Raw genomic sequence first — 16,050 nt, forward strand, 5'->3', positions numbered from 1 at the left:
AACGTCCCTATTAACCCGGCGGAGTTTTATGTCTTCTATGCTGCATAACGGATTGAATTGTGTTTAAAGTACTTTTTGATTCGATTCGGATTCTTCTGCAACCCTCTCATATGAGAGACCACTCTATCCTTTAAAACCTTTTCATTCTTTGGCGCATCACCTGTATGCACACCTGCCTTTAAATCACAGTTTAGATACTCATCTGGATTGAGTTCAGGTGAGTAGGCAGGTAAATAAAAGACTTCTATTTGCTCTTTGGTTTTTGGCTTGGCTAACCACTCTTTTACTAATTTTGCATGATGTACTCGAAGGTTATCGAGTATCAGAAATACCTTTTTCTTAGAGGTTGAGATCAATCGCTTCATAAAGCGAATGAGTACTTTGGCTGTCATGTTGTCAGCGTAGGTCATAAAGCGTACTGTTCCTTGGTTTGTGATAGTAGAAATCATATTGATTCGGCAATACTTTGCTGGAATCACTTGGACTGGTGTCTTGCCTTTAGGAGCAAAACTTCGGCCATGCTGACTATCATTACGAAGGCCCGTTTCATCACCCCAATGTATCTCTGCCCCTTCATTCTTGGCCCTTTCCTTGATCGAGGGGTACTCTTCCCCAAGCCATTTGGACACTTTTCGAGGGTTTTGCTCATAGGCTTTTTTCAGTGGCTTTTGCGGGGTAAATCCCCAGCGCTTTAGATAGTCTCCAATGGTTCTAATGGGCATATCTTTCCCCCACAATTGCTTGATGAGCTGTTGGATCGCACGACGTGTCCACAAGGCAAAATTCAGCCTGCATTGATCAGGCATTTTATCGGTGATTTCTTGCTGAATTCGAGTTTCTTGTGCTTTGGTTAGACTGCCAAATGAGCCTTTTTCTCGACCACGCTTTTTATACTCAAAGCTTGCCTTTCCACGTTTTAAGTAGTCTCTATACCAACGGCCAACTGTGTCTACATGGACACCTGTCACCTCAGATATGTCTTTAAAAGAGAAGTCTTTTTCGCGCAGTCTGACAACTTGCTTTCGTAGCCTAGCGAGTTCTGGAGTGGTAAGTTTTCTTGTGTCTATTTTTTCGTTCATTCAGTGATTATACCAGATAATTTTTACCGCCGGGTTAATATTTTCTTTTTACGTCTCTCATCAGCCTACTGCTTTTAACAGTAAGCTCAAGCGTACAAGCAGAAGAAAGCTCTGGTGGCATTGATGCCGTGGTCAATGAAATATTTGGCCATGCGACAGGGTGGTTTGTCAGCCTTATCTTTGCACCGTTTCCCGGAACGAGCTTTCCTTGGATTGTGCTTTGGTTAGTCACTGGAGCCTCCATCTTCACACTCTACTTCGGTTTTTTACAATTCCGCGGTGTGGGCCACTCTATTGCCTTGGTAAAAGGTGACTATTCCGACCCAAATGACGCAGGAGAAGTAAGCCATTTCCAAGCACTGGCCACTGCCCTATCAGGAACGGTAGGTTTAGGGAATATTGCAGGTGTAGCGGTCGCGGTTTCTATCGGAGGGCCTGGTGCCACTTTTTGGATGATTCTCGCGGGCCTGATGGGCATGGCCTCCAAATTTACCGAGTGTACATTGGGGGTTAAATACCGTAATGAGTACAAAGATGGCAGCGTCTCTGGTGGGCCTATGTACTATATTTCCAAAGGCTTTAAAGAACGTGGTATTCCTGGCGGCCGATTCTTAGCGGGTCTTTTTGCTGTATTTTGTATTTTAGGCTCACTTGGTGGTGGCAATATGTTCCAAGCCAACCAAGCCCATGCGCAATTAACCCAAGTCATTGGCAATTATCCAGGTTGGATTACCGGTGTGATATTTGCCGCACTTGTTTTTATTGTGATCGTCGGAGGGATCAAATCCATCGCACGTGTAACAGATAAGATTGTTCCCTTTATGGGAATACTCTATGTTGGCTCAGCCATTGTCATTTTAATCGTTAACGCGGACAAAATTGGTTGGGCATTTAGCCAAATATTTGCAGGCGCTTTTACTGGCCTTGGTGTGGCCGGTGGCATGGTCGGAGCCTTAATTCAAGGCTTTAAACGCGCAGCCTTCTCTAACGAAGCTGGGGTAGGATCAGCGGCCATTGCTCACTCCGCAGTACAGACAAACGAACCAGTTACCGAAGGGTTTGTGTCGTTGTTAGAGCCGTTCATTGATACCGTTGTTATTTGTACCATGACTGCTCTTGTTATCATCATTACAGGTCAATTGCTGCAAAATCCAGAAACAGGCATGTATATTTTGAACGAAGCGGGTACCGCCATTAAGACCGCTGATGGCTCTTCTGGTGTAGCGCTAACGTCTGCAGCTTTTGCTTCTGCGTTTAGCTGGTTCCCTATTCTACTAGCGGTTGCGGTTATTCTGTTCGCTTTTTCGACCATGCTCAGCTGGTCTTACTACGGTTTAAAAGCTTGGACCTATCTCTTTGGCGAAGGCAAACGAGCAGAGCTAACCTTTAAAACTCTGTTTTGTGTATTTGTTATCATCGGTGCTGCTGCCAATCTTGGCCCAGTGATTGATTTTTCTGATGCGGCCATCTTTGCCATGGCAGTTGCGAACATCATCGGCTTGTACTTCTTAATGCCGATTGTTAAAAAGGAGCTGACATCCTACCAAAAACGTCTAAAATCCGGTGAAATTGTTAAATATAAAGACCGCAAAAAGGCGAAAAAAGCCTAGCTTCTCTGACCCTTAACAAGACAACAAAAAGACCAAATGACAGTATCATTTGGTCTTTTTTTATTTAGGTCGTTGGCCGTTTTACTTACTAGGCGACGCCCCCTTCTTGCGAACGGCAGCCTTAAAAGAAGCCCAATGGATTAATGTCATAGCTTACCAACATATTCTTCGTTTGTTGATAATGCTCTAGCGCTAGTTTATGGGTTTCACGGCCGACACCGGATTTTTTATAGCCACCAAACGCCGCATGAGCAGGATATTGGTGATAACAGTTCATCCATACACGACCCGCTTCAAGATTACGCCCCATGCGATAAGCGAGATTGGTGTCTCGAGTCCATACACCGGCCCCTAGACCAAACTCGCTATCATTGGCAATTGCTAGCGCTTCGGCTTCATCTTTAAAGGTCGTGATACTAATCACGGGACCAAAAATTTCTTCTTGGAACACGCGCATGTTATTTGTGCCCTTAAACATGGTTGGTTGAACATAGAAGCCTTTATCAAAGCCATCCATTGACTCAACACCACCGCCGATCAGAAGCTCTGCCCCTTCTTCTTTACCGATATCAATATAACTTAGAATTTTATCAAACTGCTCTTGAGATGCTTGTGCGCCCACTTGGGTATCGGTATCTAGCGGATTACCACGTTTAATGGTTCTGGTTCGCTCAATTGCTAGGGCAATAAACTCGTCATAGATGGATTCTTGGATCAAAACACGAGAAGGACAAGTACACACCTCCCCTTGGTTAAAGAAGGCCAACACCATTCCTTCCACACATTTGCTAATGAAGGTTTCTTCTTGTTGCATAATATCGGCAAAATAGATATTAGGCGATTTTCCTCCCAACTCCACGGTAGATGGGATGATATTTTCAGCTGCACATTTCAGAATATGAGAGCCAACAGGTGTTGAACCCGTAAAGGCAATCTTCGCAATACGCTTACTGGTTGCCAGTGCTTGACCTGCTTCGGCACCAAATCCATTAACAATGTTTATCACGCCAGCGGGTAAAAGATCACCAATAATTTTCATCAGCTCTAAAATGGACGCTGGCGTTTGCTCTGCAGGTTTTAATACAACACAGTTGCCTGCGGCAATCGCCGGCGCTAATTTCCAAGCAGCCATCAATATTGGAAAGTTCCACGGAATAATTTGACCAACTACACCCAATGGCTCATGAAAATGATACGCCACAGTATTCTCATCTAACTCAGCAGCACTGCCTTCTTGGGCTCGTAAACAACCCGCAAAATAGCGGAAATGGTCTGCAGCCAGTGGAATATCGGCGTTTAAGGTTTCACGCACGGCTTTACCGTTATCCCAAGTTTCAGCTACGGCTAGTAGCTCTAAATTCTGTTCAATGCGGTCAGCAATTTTGAGGAGTAGATTCGAACGATTAATAACGGAAGTTTTGCCCCATGCCGCTCTTGCCGCGTGGGCAGCATCAAGCGCCAAGTTGATATCTTCTTCGGTAGAACGAGGAATACGACAAAAGACTTCACCAGTCACAGGGCTTATATTATCAAAGTATTGCCCTTTCACAGGGGGAACCCATTCGCCACCAATATAATTTCCGTATTCGGCTTGGAAAGAAACGACGCTACCTTCGCTACCTGGTTTTGCATAAATCATGATGATGTCTCCAATCTTGTTGTTTTTATAACGGTGTCTTTTCTCTTACCACTGTAGAAACAAGCGACCCACAAAGCTTGCCTGTGAGTCCATGATAGTTGTCTGTGTGTCCAATTTTTATTCAAGTTCTCTAGTTGACCCTAATGTCTATTGGGTAGATTATTAGTCTCAAACAAATCACGCCATACAAAAATAACCTGAGGTGTGCACATGACAAATGCAATGATCAATCCATCATTAACATGGCAAAAACGTTCGCCCACTCAACTGGTTGAAAACCGAGTGTGCTTTGCTGGAATAGACTCAGAACTCAGTATCTATGACACCTATGAACAGGCTAAAAAAGTCAGTTTAAAAGCGGATTCTTTGTTGTATTGCGGCATGGTGACGGGGGCTAAAGTCATGCATACGAAACGAAAAAGCGACATTGCTTTCTTGCCCCATGAATCGTTTATTTTAGCGCCCAATGAAGAAGTGTTTATCGATTTCCCAGAGGCGAATATAAACCGTCCCACAACCTGTTTGACGATTGCTCTGTCAAAAGAGCGTGTTGCGCAAATCAGCGATCGAATGAATGATACATGCCTTCCCAATCTAGCCGATAAAATCGCCGTCGATCCCAATCAACCATTACACACTCTGCATACTCAAGCGACACAACAAGTGATTGACCGCTTAACCAGTCACTTTATACAAAATGATCCTGACCGCGATTTGCTGGTGGATTTTGGGGTCAATGAACTTATTATGAGAATCTTACGCTATCATGGAAGAGAGGCATTATTGCGCTATACACAAACCACCCCTGATGCAACGGGGTTAACGTGTGTGATTAACTGGATCGAAGAGCATCTTGCTAGTCCCTTAGACATTGATGCTTTAAGCAAAATGGCCTGCATGAGTCGTAGCCGTTTTTATGATATATTTAAGCGACAGCTGGGCTGTACGCCATTGGAATATCAACACCAAAGACGCATGGCACAAGCCCACTTAAGGCTCAAAAAAGGGGCTACCGTCACACAAGTCAGCTTTGAATTAGGGTACCAAAGTTTGAGCCATTTTAGTCGTCGTTTCCATCAGCATTTTGGCATCTGCCCTAGTCAAATAGCTCAAACACGACTGAATTAACAAATAGACAGTCATGACGGTGCAAATTGCCATAGAAATGTTCGTTATTAGCTGTGTTCAATAGCGATTTGCTGGCTACGTTATACCACTCTTTAGTATATTAGCCGTTCGTCGTACCCAGTATTCGTTATGCTTAGGGAACCCTCCCCCTAGGTCTATTCACCTGTCTGTTAAGGTCAACATGCCTTCTTTATTCAAACACACCAACTTTGTTCATTATTGGATTGGACAAATTGCCTCATCCTTTGCTTTTCAAATGCTCACCGTAGGCATTGGCTGGCAAATGTACAACTTAACAAACAGCCCGATGGCACTGGGTTTGGTGGGATTATGTCAATTTCTCCCGCAATTAACCCTGACACTCGTCGTGGGCCATATGGCAGATCGCTATAACCGACGCCTTATTTGTGTTTTCAGCCGACTCATCATGACCATGACAGTGGCTGTATTGGCCATCAGCAATATAACGGATCATATTTCCGCCACCATTATCTACAGTTGCGCGGTCATGTTGGGAGCTGCACGCGCATTTGAAATGCCTGCTAACCAAGCCATTCTTCCCAATCTAGTCCCTGAAGCTCTATTATCTCGTGCCATGAGCGCCATTGCCTCAGCCCGAGAAATTTCAGTCATTGCAGGACCTGCCCTCGGTGGATTAATTTATCTATTAGGGCCAACAACCTTATATTCCACCAGCAGTCTCTGTTTTTTGCTGTCCAGCGTGATCATGTTCTTTCTACACTATAACTTTGTTGTCAAAGCAAAAGCGCCTATTAATATGGCCCATCTATTAGGCGGGCTACGTTTCGTTCGCAACAATAAGGTTATTCTTGGTTCAGTATCATTGGATATGTTTGCAGTATTATTAGGAGGGGCCACCGCATTACTCCCGATTGTCGCAAAAGACATTTTGCATACTGGGCCTTGGGGATTGGGGTTATTACGCTGCGCACCAGCACTCGGTGCATTACTGATGTCAATTTATCTGTCACGTCGGCCACTTGAACACAGTGTTGGTAAAATTATGTTTGCCGCCGTCGCATCCTTTGGCGTGGCCACCATTTTATTTGGCTTATCTAGCACGCTCATCCTCTCCTTGGCTGCTCTCACCTTGATGGGTGCGTCCGATATGATCAGCGTTGTCATTCGTTCTACTTTAATTCAAATAGAAACCCCAGACGATATGCGCGGACGCGTCAGCGCGGCCAATTCAATCTTTATTGGTAGCTCAAATCAATTGGGAGAATTTGAATCCGGAGTGACCGCCGCATGGTTTGGAGTAGTACCAGCCATTTTGATTGGTGGTATGGGCACCATTGCCGTTGTCGGGATTTGGATGTATCTATTTCCTACCCTAGTACAACGTAACCGTTTGGAAAAAGACAACGCTTGAACCAACATCGACTCTATTTAAAGAGGCGTTTTTTCTTTTTATCGATTCGCTTCCAAGTCCAACTAGGTGGTTCGCCTTTCAACCAATAAATCAATAACAAGATCACAGTGACGATGCCAACTCCCACGCCCCATTCTTTCAGAGCAACTTTGGGGTCATAACTGACACTGATTGCCCCAACCATCGCAAAATAAATCACCAATACAGCCCAGCCTTGCCAAGCTGTTGGCTTCCCCCATCCCCAGCCATTTTTCTTAGCGGGAAACCACGTGTTTTTATGCTTCTTTTGCACTCGTACTTTTCCCTCAATTGGATGAATACCACGACAAACGATTAAGCCATCTGAATTCTGCTTTAAGCAACTCTAGCTCAAAACACCTAGTACAGAAAGCAAAAGAGTCTACACTGGGCAGACTCCGTAACCATTTCCCAAACACGCAGACCGATAACTATTGGCTCGATAAAAACTCACCACGAGTTTTGTCACTGCTCTTAAACAAACCGCCTAATGCGGTTGTTTGCGTAGAGGAACTCGCGTCCATCACACCTCGAGCTTTAACGCAGTAATGCACGGCATCAATGCTGACGGCCACATTGTCAGTTTCCAACAAGGCTTGCAGTGTGACCAAAATTTGCTGAGTCAAACGTTCTTGTACCTGTGGACGCTGTCCGAAGAAACGCACAATGCGATTAATTTTCGACAAACCAATGATCTTATTTTTCGGCAAATAAGCCACCGTTGCCGTACCATCGATGGTCACAAAATGATGCTCACAAGTACTCGTAAAGCTGATATTACGCACCTTTACCATCTCATCGACTTTCATCTTGTTTTCTATGACAGTGATTTTTGGAAAATTCGCGTAATCAAGACCAGAGAAAATCTCACGCACATACATTTTGGCAATGCGATGTGGCGTTTCCGCCAGACTGTCGTCCGTTAAATCCAAACCTAACGTGCCAACAATATCTTCAAAGGCGTATTTTATTCGCTGATATTTCTCTTCAGAGGTTAAACCGTTATCAATCATCGGCGTCTCAAGACCACTCTTAATAAGAGCATCACGCACTTTGCGTGCCTCTTCTGTAAGTCCTAGACCACTCACTTTTGTTTGTTCTGCTACAACAGATTTCATATCAATGTCCTACGTTGCTGTATCTTGTCAGATGACACGGAGGCGAGTTGATCGACCCCAGCTAGACGACTCTTTACAGTCGCTAAACAAGGTGCCTACCTCCATCTAGCGACAAGGTTCTCCCTGTCATATAGCGATTTTCCAAAATGTACCTTACCGCCAACACGCCTTCTTGCTCACCCGGCTCTTGATGTAAAAGTGACTTATTCAAAGCCTTCTGACGATATTCAGCATCGTCTTCTGGATTAAACATCAAAAGAGAAGGTGCAATAGAATTCACGTTGACTAATGGCGCAAAGCGCTTAGCAAAAGAGCAAGTCAAGTTGGCAAGACCCGCCTTACTCGCCGCATAAGCAATATGCTTACCACTACCTTTTTCAGCCACATAATCTGTCATATGAATTATATCGGCCTTTCCTTCACGCACAGAGCCTGCAGATAATAAAGCTTCGAATGCCAGATTCATACGATAAGGCGCAAATACATGCACATACCACATTCTTTCCATTAATTCGCTGGGATCTATATCCTCTGCCTCAGACTGCCAATCGGATGCATTATGAATAATCCCTCTCAGCTTATTATAACGTTGCTGAATTTGTACGATGAACTCATCCACGCCAGATTGAGTAGAAAAGTCAGCTCGAATACAATGTACCCCTAGCTCTTCAAGTTCTACAATGCTAGGTTTATGGCGTCGGTAAGTAATCACCACCTGATGGCCGTCTTCGACCAAAGCTTTTGCACAGGCTAATCCCAATCTCTGTGCGCCACCTGTAATAATAATTGGCACGTCATGTATCATGTAAGTCCATTCCCATTGAGTAATATTTGTGAGCCACAGAAAACCATATTACCAATATCATAGTATTCTTAATAATAAGCTTACGGATAATAATGAAAAAAAGATCATCCATTCTCTTAAAATGTGTCTAGTTGCCTAAAAATTAAACTAGAATAAAGAATCTTCCATCGTATTCTCTGCACATGCCGGGCACAGATAACACATCACTTGCTAAAGAAAAAAGTTAATGGGTACCATGCAGAACAGCATAGCAAAAAAAAGTTACCTGAATGAATGAGTTCTATCTATCAACATCATAGAAAGGAAAAGAACAATGAATAGTCAGCCTCCACAGCACCTGAATGATTATGGCATCCCTCAAGAGGCGTTTGATTGGTACGATGAATATGCCCACGGCGACATTGACCGACGCACTTTTTTATCGCGACTCGGTACATTGGGTATCGCAGGGATGTCCTTGTCCGTCATTGCGGGGGCATTAACACCCAACTATGCCCTAGCAGAGCAAGTCTCTTTTAATGACCCCGACATTACCGCCAGCTACCTAGAATTTGACAGTCCAGCCGGATACGGTAAAGGACGTGGTTATTTCGTGGTACCAAAGGGCGTTACTCAGGACAACCCCGCGCCTGTCGTTTTGGTGGCCCATGAAAACCGGGGACTCAACCCTTATATCAAAGACGTCGCTCGACGCTTGGCAAAAGAGGGATTCGTTGCCTTTGCACCTGATGCGTTATTTTCCATTGGGGGCTATCCAGGTAACGATGACGAAGGGAGAGCCATGCAAAAAACCTTAGACGGCAGCAAAATAGAAAAAGATTTTATGAGTGCGGCGGTCATGCTAAAGCAGCATTCTCTGAGCTCTGGCAAACTTGGCATGGTGGGGTTTTGCTACGGAGGGTATTTAACCAATACAGTGGCCGCCTTTATGCCCGATACGCTGGATGCAGGCGTACCTTTTTATGGCACACCCGCCACCTCTCATCTTGAACAGATTCGGGGGCCGTTAATGTTGCACTTTGCAGAACTCGATAAACGCGTCAACGCCACTTGGCCAGACTATGAAAGAAGCTTAAAAGAAAACAAGGTGAACTACACGGCCTATACCTATCCCAAGGCAAATCATGGGTTTCATAACGACTCAACGGCACGTTATCAAAAAGACAACGCAGAGCTAGCTTGGTCACGTACCATTGCCTTTTTTAAACAACATTTAGCAGCCTAACAATTTAACCCTAAACACAAAAATGCCCGAGAGATCATCGGGCATTTTATCATTGATTCATTTTAATGATGTCTATCGGAAGGTTAATTACCAAACCCAATAACATCATCAAGAGAAAGACCTTGTTTGTCCATCATCAAACGCAGCTTACGTAACGCTTCAACCTGAATCTGTCTGACGCGCTCACGGGTTAAGCCGATTTCTGCCCCAACATCTTCCAGTGTACTTGGTTCATAACCTCGTAAACCAAAACGTCGCGCAATAACCTCACATTGCTTGTCATTCAGTTCATTTAACCAACCTTCAATGCTCTTTAAGACATCCCCTTCTTGGCGGTCCTCTTCTGGCCCTTGGTGGTTGGTGTCGGCAATCACTTCCATCAAGCTTTTATCATTATCGTCGCCGCCGCCAATGTAAGAATCAATAGAGCTAATACGCTCATTTAACCCCAACATTTTTTGCACGTCCGCAACAGGACGATCCAGCATTTCCGCTATTTCCTCAGGGCTTGGCTCATGATCCAGTTTTTGAGTCAATTCACGTGCCGCACGCAGATAGACATTCAATTCTTTTACCACATGTATCGGCAAGCGAATCGTACGAGTCTGGTTCATAATCGCCCGCTCAATGGTTTGACGAATCCACCAAGTTGCATAAGTAGAGAATCGAAAACCACGCTCAGGATCGAATTTTTCAACTGCTCTGATCAAGCCGAGATTCCCTTCTTCAATCAGATCCAATAAAGACAAACCTCGATTCAAATAACGACGTGAAATTTTCACGACTAAACGTAAGTTACTGACAATCATACGTTTACGAGCATTTTCGTCGCCTTTCAAGGAAAGACGCGCAAAATATACCTCTTCTTCCGCTGACAACAAGGGAGAAAAACCAATTTCACTCAAGTAAAGCTGAGTCACGTCTAAGCTTTTGTTGGATTCATCATTGGCATAGCGTGCATTCACTGCAGAATCAAAATCCTCGTCGCTGTTATCGTCCTCAATGCCTTCAATATCATCATCCACCAAATCTAGATCGAAATCTAAATTGGCGAGTGTTTGAGCTGTTTTATTTGTGTTTGTATTTACTGTTTTCATTTTTATCCCCTCCTCGCCCAGCGTGAATTATTATTGTCTGGGAAGTATTTTTAGTGGATCCACAGGTTGACCATCACGCCTAATTTCGAAGTGCAAAAGAGACCTATCATTACCCTTGCCACCGATAATAGCCAAAGCATCGCCCGCCTTCACATGCTGCTGTTCCTTGACTAAAATTCGTTCGTTGTATGCGTAGGCACTTAGGTAAACATCGTTATGTTTCACTATCACAAGGTTCCCATAACCAATTAAACCACTGCCTGCATATACAACTGTTCCGTCGGCAACTGCTTTGACCAATTCGCCTTTTTGCCCTTTGATGTCTATACCTTTACTACTAACGCCGTTACTTGAAAAGCCCTTTACAACTTTACCGACGAGAGGCCACTGCCAAGAAGTCACTTTTTCAGAGTTTTGTATATTCGAAGAGGAATTTTTTTCAGGGATATTCACCTTTTTTTGCAGGGTAATATCTGACGGAGAAACGCTCGGGACGGGGGCGGTTTTCGCCACGACTCGTGATCTAGAAGAGGATCGACTAGACTGAGAAGAGGCGCCATTGGCCACGACAGAACCTCGCGCCTCTAACCAGATTTTTTGCTTAGGATAAATCGTATAGGGAGGACGGATATGATTTAAAGCCGCCACCTCTCGGTAATCTTTGCCATAGCGAAAAGCAATAGAAAACAAGGTCTCGCCACGACTGACTCGGTGGTAGCCAGAACGAGGCACAGGAGACACTGAGGCATCATTAGCACTGTAAGAGCCTGTGTTTTCATCTGGGAAGTTAATCACTTGATAAGCACAACCCGATAGAGAAAAACACAATAGTATAACCCACTTTATTCTCCAATCTGTAATACGGGTGATACCACCTTTAGACCCAAACTTATTAATAACCAATGTCCTCTCTTACCATCTTAACCACCCTATCGCTAACACTCAGATACATTTGACTTTATTTGTCCGCGTTTCGTAAAAAAATGTAAGAAATGAGAAAAACAATCATAAAGCCGATAATCATAAAACCAATGGGCAGTAATAAGTCCGTCGTTAGATGATACGAACTGGTGTGCCAAGGAAGAATTAAATGCTCTTCAACAGGAAATTTTTTACTGCCTATTTGTGTCCAAGAGTCCACCACTTTCCAAGGCCATACCTTCACCAATGCCCCCACCATAATACCTATTAAAGCAGACAGAGTGAGCGACTTAGCATGCTCCAATAAATATTGCAGAACCTTTGAAAAACTCAGTAGACCAGCTAGCGCCCCCACGGCAAATACTCCAATCACTGCAAAATTGAAATCTTTCACAGCGCCAAGAATAAAACCGTACATTCCCATCATTAACAGTAAAAAACTTCCAGAGATGCCTGGTAGGATCATCGCGCAAATAGCAATGAAGCCAGAAAAGAACACCATTGAGTAAGTAGTACTGACTTGAATTGGCACAACCAGTGACAGAGAGGCACCAATGGCTATGCCCAGAACCAGCGTCAAGAAATGACGGAAAGAAAAGCGCTCTAGGTGCCCAATCAAGAAATAAGCCGATGCTAGGATCAAACCAAAAAAGAAGCTCCACACATATTCAGGATACGTCGCCAGTAAATGCGTTATTAGCCCCGCAATACCGACAATACTGGTGGCGATACCGGCCCCTAAAGGCAACAGAAACGCTCCATCAAAATGACGCCATAATGCTTTAATATCGCCTTTTATCAGCATAGTAAGACTTTGTTTATTAACGCCGCTAAGGGCGGCAATCAGGCGATCATACACACCTAAAATAAACGCAATGGTTCCACCCGATACACCTGGGATGACATCCGCCGCCCCCATCATGACACCACTCATATAAATTTTAAGCCATTTAGGCATAGACTTTTCCTTCCAATAAGGGAACAAAATGAGCCGCTTCAATCGCTAAGCGCTTCCAGCGGTCTCCTTCTTTTCGCCAACAACCAATTTGTGGTGTAGGCTGATTAATCGGCATAATTAATATACCGTTTTCTTTTAGGCAATTGGTTAATGCAACCGGAACTTTACTCACCATTGCCGTAATAATGACAGCATCCATGTCAATTTTTTGTGGCCAACCAGCTTGACCATCGCCAAACAAGTACTCTACATTGTGAATCCCCATCTTCTCAAGCCGTTGTTTGGCAAGCTTATGAAGCATTTCCTGTCTCTCGATGGTGTGCACTTTATTAAAAAAGTGCGCCAATATAGCCGTTTGGTAACCTGACCCAGTGCCGACTTCCAACACTCGACCAAGACGCGCGTATTCCAGTAACCATTGCGACATTCTTGCCACTGTCAAAGGTTGACTAATAGTTTGATTACGACCAATAGGTAAAGGCGTAGCGGAGTAAGCAAGATGGGAAAAAGCAGGTTCAACAAATTTTTCTCGTGGGATATCCCCCATCTTAGCCAGTAATGCCGGATGGTGAATACCCTGTGATTTCAGCTGTTGTAACATCTGAGAGGCGCGTGACTCAGTATGCTTAATCAGCCCATTGAGATTGTGTAGACTCATAGATCAAAAGAACGAACCCAAGCATCTAATGGCTGTTTTGCGTCATAACACGTCATGTCAGTATGAATGGGGGTAATGGAAACATATCCTTCTTGCACCGCGTGGAAATCCGTCCCTTCTGAAGCATCATGAGGCTCAGATAAAGCGCCAATCCAAAAACTTGGTAAACCTCTTGGGTGTTGTGCACTAATTGCTTCTTGCGCACGCTGACGATACCCTAAACGTGTCACTTTAATCCCCTTTAACTCACTATAAGGCACATCAGGTACATTAATATTCAGCAAAATACCAGGGGCAAGGGTTAGACTCTTAGCATCGTCTAAGAGTTTCATAACAACTTCAGCCGCCGTCTCAAAATACGTGCTTCCCACTAAAGAAACTGCCAAGGCTGGTTGGCCAAGATGCCGAGCTTCCATTGCTGCCGCTACAGTACCTGAGTAAATCACATCATCCCCCAGATTGGCGCCATGGTTGATACCAGAAACCACTAGATCCACCTGTCCATCAATCACCCCCGACAAGGCTAAATTCACACAATCAGTCGGTGTCCCATCCACTCGGTAGTATTTATCAGTTACTTTAGTTGGTTGCACTGGGCGCGTTAGTGTTAACGAGTTACTCGCACCACTACGATTACGGTCTGGAGCGACCACTAAAATATCGTATTTTTCTTGTAATGCTTGCGCTAAAGTATTAATGCCGACAGCATCAATCCCATCATCATTGGCGATCAATATTCTCATGGTATTTCTCAGCTGATTTGTCTGTTACATGTATCATTTCGCGTAAAATACTGGTGGCGAAACATCCTTTAGACAGGGAAAACTCAACAATGAGTTGAGTCTGTTCGTTGGGCTTCTCAAGCAATTCCCAGGCCATCTCAGTCGGCATCAGTCGCGCCAAGCGGCTCTCTCGGCTTAAGCCAAAGTCAATTAAGGCCTGCATTAACTCCCCTTCTTGGCGAACGGATTCGATGATAACCGCTTCTCGCTGTGTTCCTGTGCCATCTTGCCAACCTTCGCAAATCAATGGCAGAACGGGATGCACGTTACCTAATACCGCTTGTAAATGCATCGACGCCGTCATTTCTTTCAAGCGAAACTGCTCATCACGTCCTTGATATTGGACAATATCGCCATCACACAATCGACACCACATGCCATTTCTAACCTGAGCACTCAGCGCTTCATTGAAGAACCAAGACCGAATGGCAGATAACCAAAAACCTTCTGTTTTAGAAAGCTTTCTTTTGCTTTGCCGCCCTTTGAGCACAAAGGGTTTGCCATTATGCAAATTATTGCCGTTAATACCAAAGCGTTGTGCGCCATAATAATTCGGTACACCACTCATTTTAATCAACTCAAGTCGGCTTTTCAGATCCTCCAAATCGCCTTTGATGTCGCGAATGCGCAGCACAAAACGATTACCAACATGGGCACCTGTGCGCAGTTTCTTCGAATGACGGGACTGTGCGATCACTCGAACCTTTTCAGGTTCACGGAATGCTTCTTGAATATTGGTTAAATCCGGTTCTTTGTTAATCATATGCAGACAGAACCACTGACGAGTGCACGCATGACGATCTTTCACGCCACTATAAGTGACTTTATTCGCTGCGATACCCGCCATTTGCGCTAAACGTTTAGCTAAGAAATCCGTATTAATGCCTTGCTTCTCGATAAAAACAAAATAAAACTCCCCATGACCATCAGGCTCAAATCCCAACTGCTCTTCCACAAAAAAATCTTGTACTGTGGTTTTTAAATCGCCTGTCACTTTGGGGGTGGACCAGGCGTACTCCCATTGGGTATTCATTCACTACCTACTTTGCAATTGTATTCTGGTTGGATCCATCACATCATGCAAAACATAAGATGATGCTATTTGCTGTTAGCAGATTATGCGGGCTGGTAAATAAGCGCTACCGCTTCCACAGCAATGCCTTCTTTGCGTCCCGTAAAACCGAGCTTTTCTGTCGTCGTTGCCTTCACATTGACCGCCCCGATATCGATTGAAAGATCCTCTGCGATATTCGCCCGCATCGCATCGATATGCGGACGCATTTTGGGCGCTTGAGCAATAATGGTCACATCGACATTACCAACGGAAAAACCCATTTTTTGAATTTCTTGATACGCTTTTTTCAATAACAATCGACTATCCGCGCCTTCAAAAGCCGCATCAGTATCCGGAAAGTGTTTCCCTATGTCGCCTAATGCCGCTGCGCCTAGTAGTGCGTCGGTTAAAGCATGCAACACCACATCGCCATCGGAGTGAGCAATCAGACCTTGTGAGTAAGCAATGCGTTCTCCGCCTAAAATAATGTGATCACCTTCCCCAAATTTATGCACATCAAAGCCATGACCTATTCGAAAAGGCATCATGATGATTACTCCTATCC

16 protein-coding genes are annotated in these 16,050 nt (G+C 44.4%); 4 read left to right on the forward strand and 12 right to left on the reverse strand.

Annotated elements, in window-relative coordinates; translation table 11 throughout:
• Positions 1–35 precede the first annotated feature (35 nt).
• Complete coding sequence (locus AC0VYI_RS19005; protein ID WP_475444872.1) at positions 36–1,079, reverse strand: IS630 family transposase; 1,044 nt, start codon at positions 1,077–1,079, stop codon at positions 36–38.
• Positions 1,080–1,207: 128 nt separating this feature from the next.
• Here AC0VYI_RS19005 and AC0VYI_RS19010 point away from each other — a divergent pair, with 128 nt between their 5' ends.
• Positions 1,208–2,689, forward strand: coding sequence for an alanine/glycine:cation symporter family protein (locus AC0VYI_RS19010; protein WP_475444873.1), 1,482 nt, complete (start codon positions 1,208–1,210; stop codon positions 2,687–2,689).
• Between the two features lie 121 nt (positions 2,690–2,810).
• Here AC0VYI_RS19010 and exaC read toward each other — a convergent pair whose 3' ends face one another.
• A complete protein-coding gene (gene exaC, locus AC0VYI_RS19015; protein ID WP_199474425.1) occupies positions 2,811–4,328 on the reverse strand; it encodes an acetaldehyde dehydrogenase ExaC in 1,518 nt (505 codons plus the stop codon).
• A 210-nt stretch (positions 4,329–4,538) separates the two neighbouring features.
• Between exaC and AC0VYI_RS19020 the strand changes: the two genes are divergently transcribed.
• Positions 4,539–5,456 (forward strand): helix-turn-helix domain-containing protein, encoded by a 918-nt coding sequence (locus AC0VYI_RS19020; RefSeq protein ID WP_199474424.1) that lies wholly within the window; start codon positions 4,539–4,541, stop codon positions 5,454–5,456.
• A 181-nt stretch (positions 5,457–5,637) separates the two neighbouring features.
• On the forward strand, positions 5,638–6,849 hold the full coding sequence (locus AC0VYI_RS19025; protein WP_475444875.1) for an MFS transporter: 1,212 nt from the start codon (positions 5,638–5,640) through the stop codon (positions 6,847–6,849).
• 13 nt (positions 6,850–6,862) lie between these two features.
• Here AC0VYI_RS19025 and AC0VYI_RS19030 read toward each other — a convergent pair whose 3' ends face one another.
• From AC0VYI_RS19030 to folM, 3 genes are all read right to left on the reverse strand, one after another.
• Positions 6,863–7,141 carry a hypothetical protein gene (locus AC0VYI_RS19030; RefSeq protein ID WP_475444876.1) on the reverse strand — a complete coding sequence of 93 codons (279 nt, stop codon included), beginning with the start codon at positions 7,139–7,141 and terminating at the stop codon, positions 6,863–6,865.
• Between the two features lie 157 nt (positions 7,142–7,298).
• Complete coding sequence (gene folE / locus AC0VYI_RS19035) at positions 7,299–7,985, reverse strand: GTP cyclohydrolase I FolE (protein WP_199474418.1); 687 nt, start codon at positions 7,983–7,985, stop codon at positions 7,299–7,301.
• A gap of 82 nt (positions 7,986–8,067) precedes the next feature.
• Positions 8,068–8,790: a dihydromonapterin reductase gene (gene folM / locus AC0VYI_RS19040; RefSeq protein ID WP_199474416.1), complete on the reverse strand. Its 723-nt coding sequence runs from the start codon at positions 8,788–8,790 to the stop codon at positions 8,068–8,070.
• Between the two features lie 313 nt (positions 8,791–9,103).
• On the opposite strand from folM, the gene AC0VYI_RS19045 reads away from it, so the two are divergent.
• On the forward strand, positions 9,104–10,015 hold the full coding sequence (locus AC0VYI_RS19045) for a dienelactone hydrolase family protein (protein WP_199474414.1): 912 nt from the start codon (positions 9,104–9,106) through the stop codon (positions 10,013–10,015).
• Between the two features lie 83 nt (positions 10,016–10,098).
• Here AC0VYI_RS19045 and rpoS read toward each other — a convergent pair whose 3' ends face one another.
• The 7 genes from rpoS to ispF all read right to left on the reverse strand — a co-directional run bounded on the left by rpoS (position 10,099) and on the right by ispF (position 16,033).
• Complete coding sequence (rpoS, locus tag AC0VYI_RS19050) at positions 10,099–11,112, reverse strand: RNA polymerase sigma factor RpoS (protein WP_199474412.1); 1,014 nt, start codon at positions 11,110–11,112, stop codon at positions 10,099–10,101.
• 30 nt (positions 11,113–11,142) lie between these two features.
• Positions 11,143–12,015: a peptidoglycan DD-metalloendopeptidase family protein gene (locus AC0VYI_RS19055; protein WP_475444879.1), complete on the reverse strand. Its 873-nt coding sequence runs from the start codon at positions 12,013–12,015 to the stop codon at positions 11,143–11,145.
• A 55-nt stretch (positions 12,016–12,070) separates the two neighbouring features.
• A complete protein-coding gene (locus tag AC0VYI_RS19060) occupies positions 12,071–12,991 on the reverse strand; it encodes a DUF368 domain-containing protein (protein ID WP_199474410.1) in 921 nt (306 codons plus the stop codon).
• Entirely contained in the window at positions 12,984–13,649 is a 666-nt protein-coding gene (locus AC0VYI_RS19065; RefSeq protein ID WP_475444881.1) for a protein-L-isoaspartate(D-aspartate) O-methyltransferase, read from the reverse strand. The genes AC0VYI_RS19060 and AC0VYI_RS19065 overlap by 8 nt, the downstream gene beginning before the upstream one ends.
• Positions 13,646–14,392 (reverse strand): 5'/3'-nucleotidase SurE, encoded by a 747-nt coding sequence (surE, locus tag AC0VYI_RS19070; protein ID WP_199474406.1) that lies wholly within the window; start codon positions 14,390–14,392, stop codon positions 13,646–13,648. The genes AC0VYI_RS19065 and surE overlap by 4 nt, the downstream gene beginning before the upstream one ends.
• Positions 14,370–15,464: a tRNA pseudouridine(13) synthase TruD gene (truD, locus tag AC0VYI_RS19075; RefSeq protein WP_475444883.1), complete on the reverse strand. Its 1,095-nt coding sequence runs from the start codon at positions 15,462–15,464 to the stop codon at positions 14,370–14,372. Before truD ends, surE begins: the two co-directional genes overlap by 23 nt.
• Positions 15,465–15,547: 83 nt before the next feature.
• Positions 15,548–16,033 carry a 2-C-methyl-D-erythritol 2,4-cyclodiphosphate synthase gene (gene ispF / locus AC0VYI_RS19080; RefSeq protein WP_199474402.1) on the reverse strand — a complete coding sequence of 162 codons (486 nt, stop codon included), beginning with the start codon at positions 16,031–16,033 and terminating at the stop codon, positions 15,548–15,550.
• Positions 16,034–16,050: the final 17 nt, after the last annotated feature.

The organism is Marinomonas sp. 63XJN7_9_ISO-PGPR-S23-217 (genome assembly GCF_056173515.1).

What these genes read in the sequence shown, in the direction of transcription:
- AC0VYI_RS19005 (WP_475444872.1), bottom strand. Translation starts at nt 1,079, where the DNA reads ATGAACGAAAAAATAGACACAAGAAAACTTACCACTCCAGAACTCGCT.
- exaC (WP_199474425.1), bottom strand. Translation starts at nt 4,328, where the DNA reads ATGATTTATGCAAAACCAGGTAGCGAAGGTAGCGTCGTTTCTTTCCAA.
- AC0VYI_RS19020 (WP_199474424.1), top strand. Translation starts at nt 4,539, where the DNA reads ATGACAAATGCAATGATCAATCCATCATTAACATGGCAAAAACGTTCG.
- AC0VYI_RS19025 (WP_475444875.1), top strand. Translation starts at nt 5,638, where the DNA reads ATGCCTTCTTTATTCAAACACACCAACTTTGTTCATTATTGGATTGGA.
- folE (WP_199474418.1), bottom strand. Translation starts at nt 7,985, where the DNA reads ATGAAATCTGTTGTAGCAGAACAAACAAAAGTGAGTGGTCTAGGACTT.
- folM (WP_199474416.1), bottom strand. Translation starts at nt 8,790, where the DNA reads ATGATACATGACGTGCCAATTATTATTACAGGTGGCGCACAGAGATTG.
- AC0VYI_RS19045 (WP_199474414.1), top strand. Translation starts at nt 9,104, where the DNA reads ATGAATAGTCAGCCTCCACAGCACCTGAATGATTATGGCATCCCTCAA.
- rpoS (WP_199474412.1), bottom strand. Translation starts at nt 11,112, where the DNA reads ATGAAAACAGTAAATACAAACACAAATAAAACAGCTCAAACACTCGCC.
- AC0VYI_RS19060 (WP_199474410.1), bottom strand. Translation starts at nt 12,991, where the DNA reads ATGCCTAAATGGCTTAAAATTTATATGAGTGGTGTCATGATGGGGGCG.
- AC0VYI_RS19065 (WP_475444881.1), bottom strand. Translation starts at nt 13,649, where the DNA reads ATGAGTCTACACAATCTCAATGGGCTGATTAAGCATACTGAGTCACGC.
- surE (WP_199474406.1), bottom strand. Translation starts at nt 14,392, where the DNA reads ATGAGAATATTGATCGCCAATGATGATGGGATTGATGCTGTCGGCATT.
- truD (WP_475444883.1), bottom strand. Translation starts at nt 15,464, where the DNA reads ATGAATACCCAATGGGAGTACGCCTGGTCCACCCCCAAAGTGACAGGC.
- ispF (WP_199474402.1), bottom strand. Translation starts at nt 16,033, where the DNA reads ATGATGCCTTTTCGAATAGGTCATGGCTTTGATGTGCATAAATTTGGG.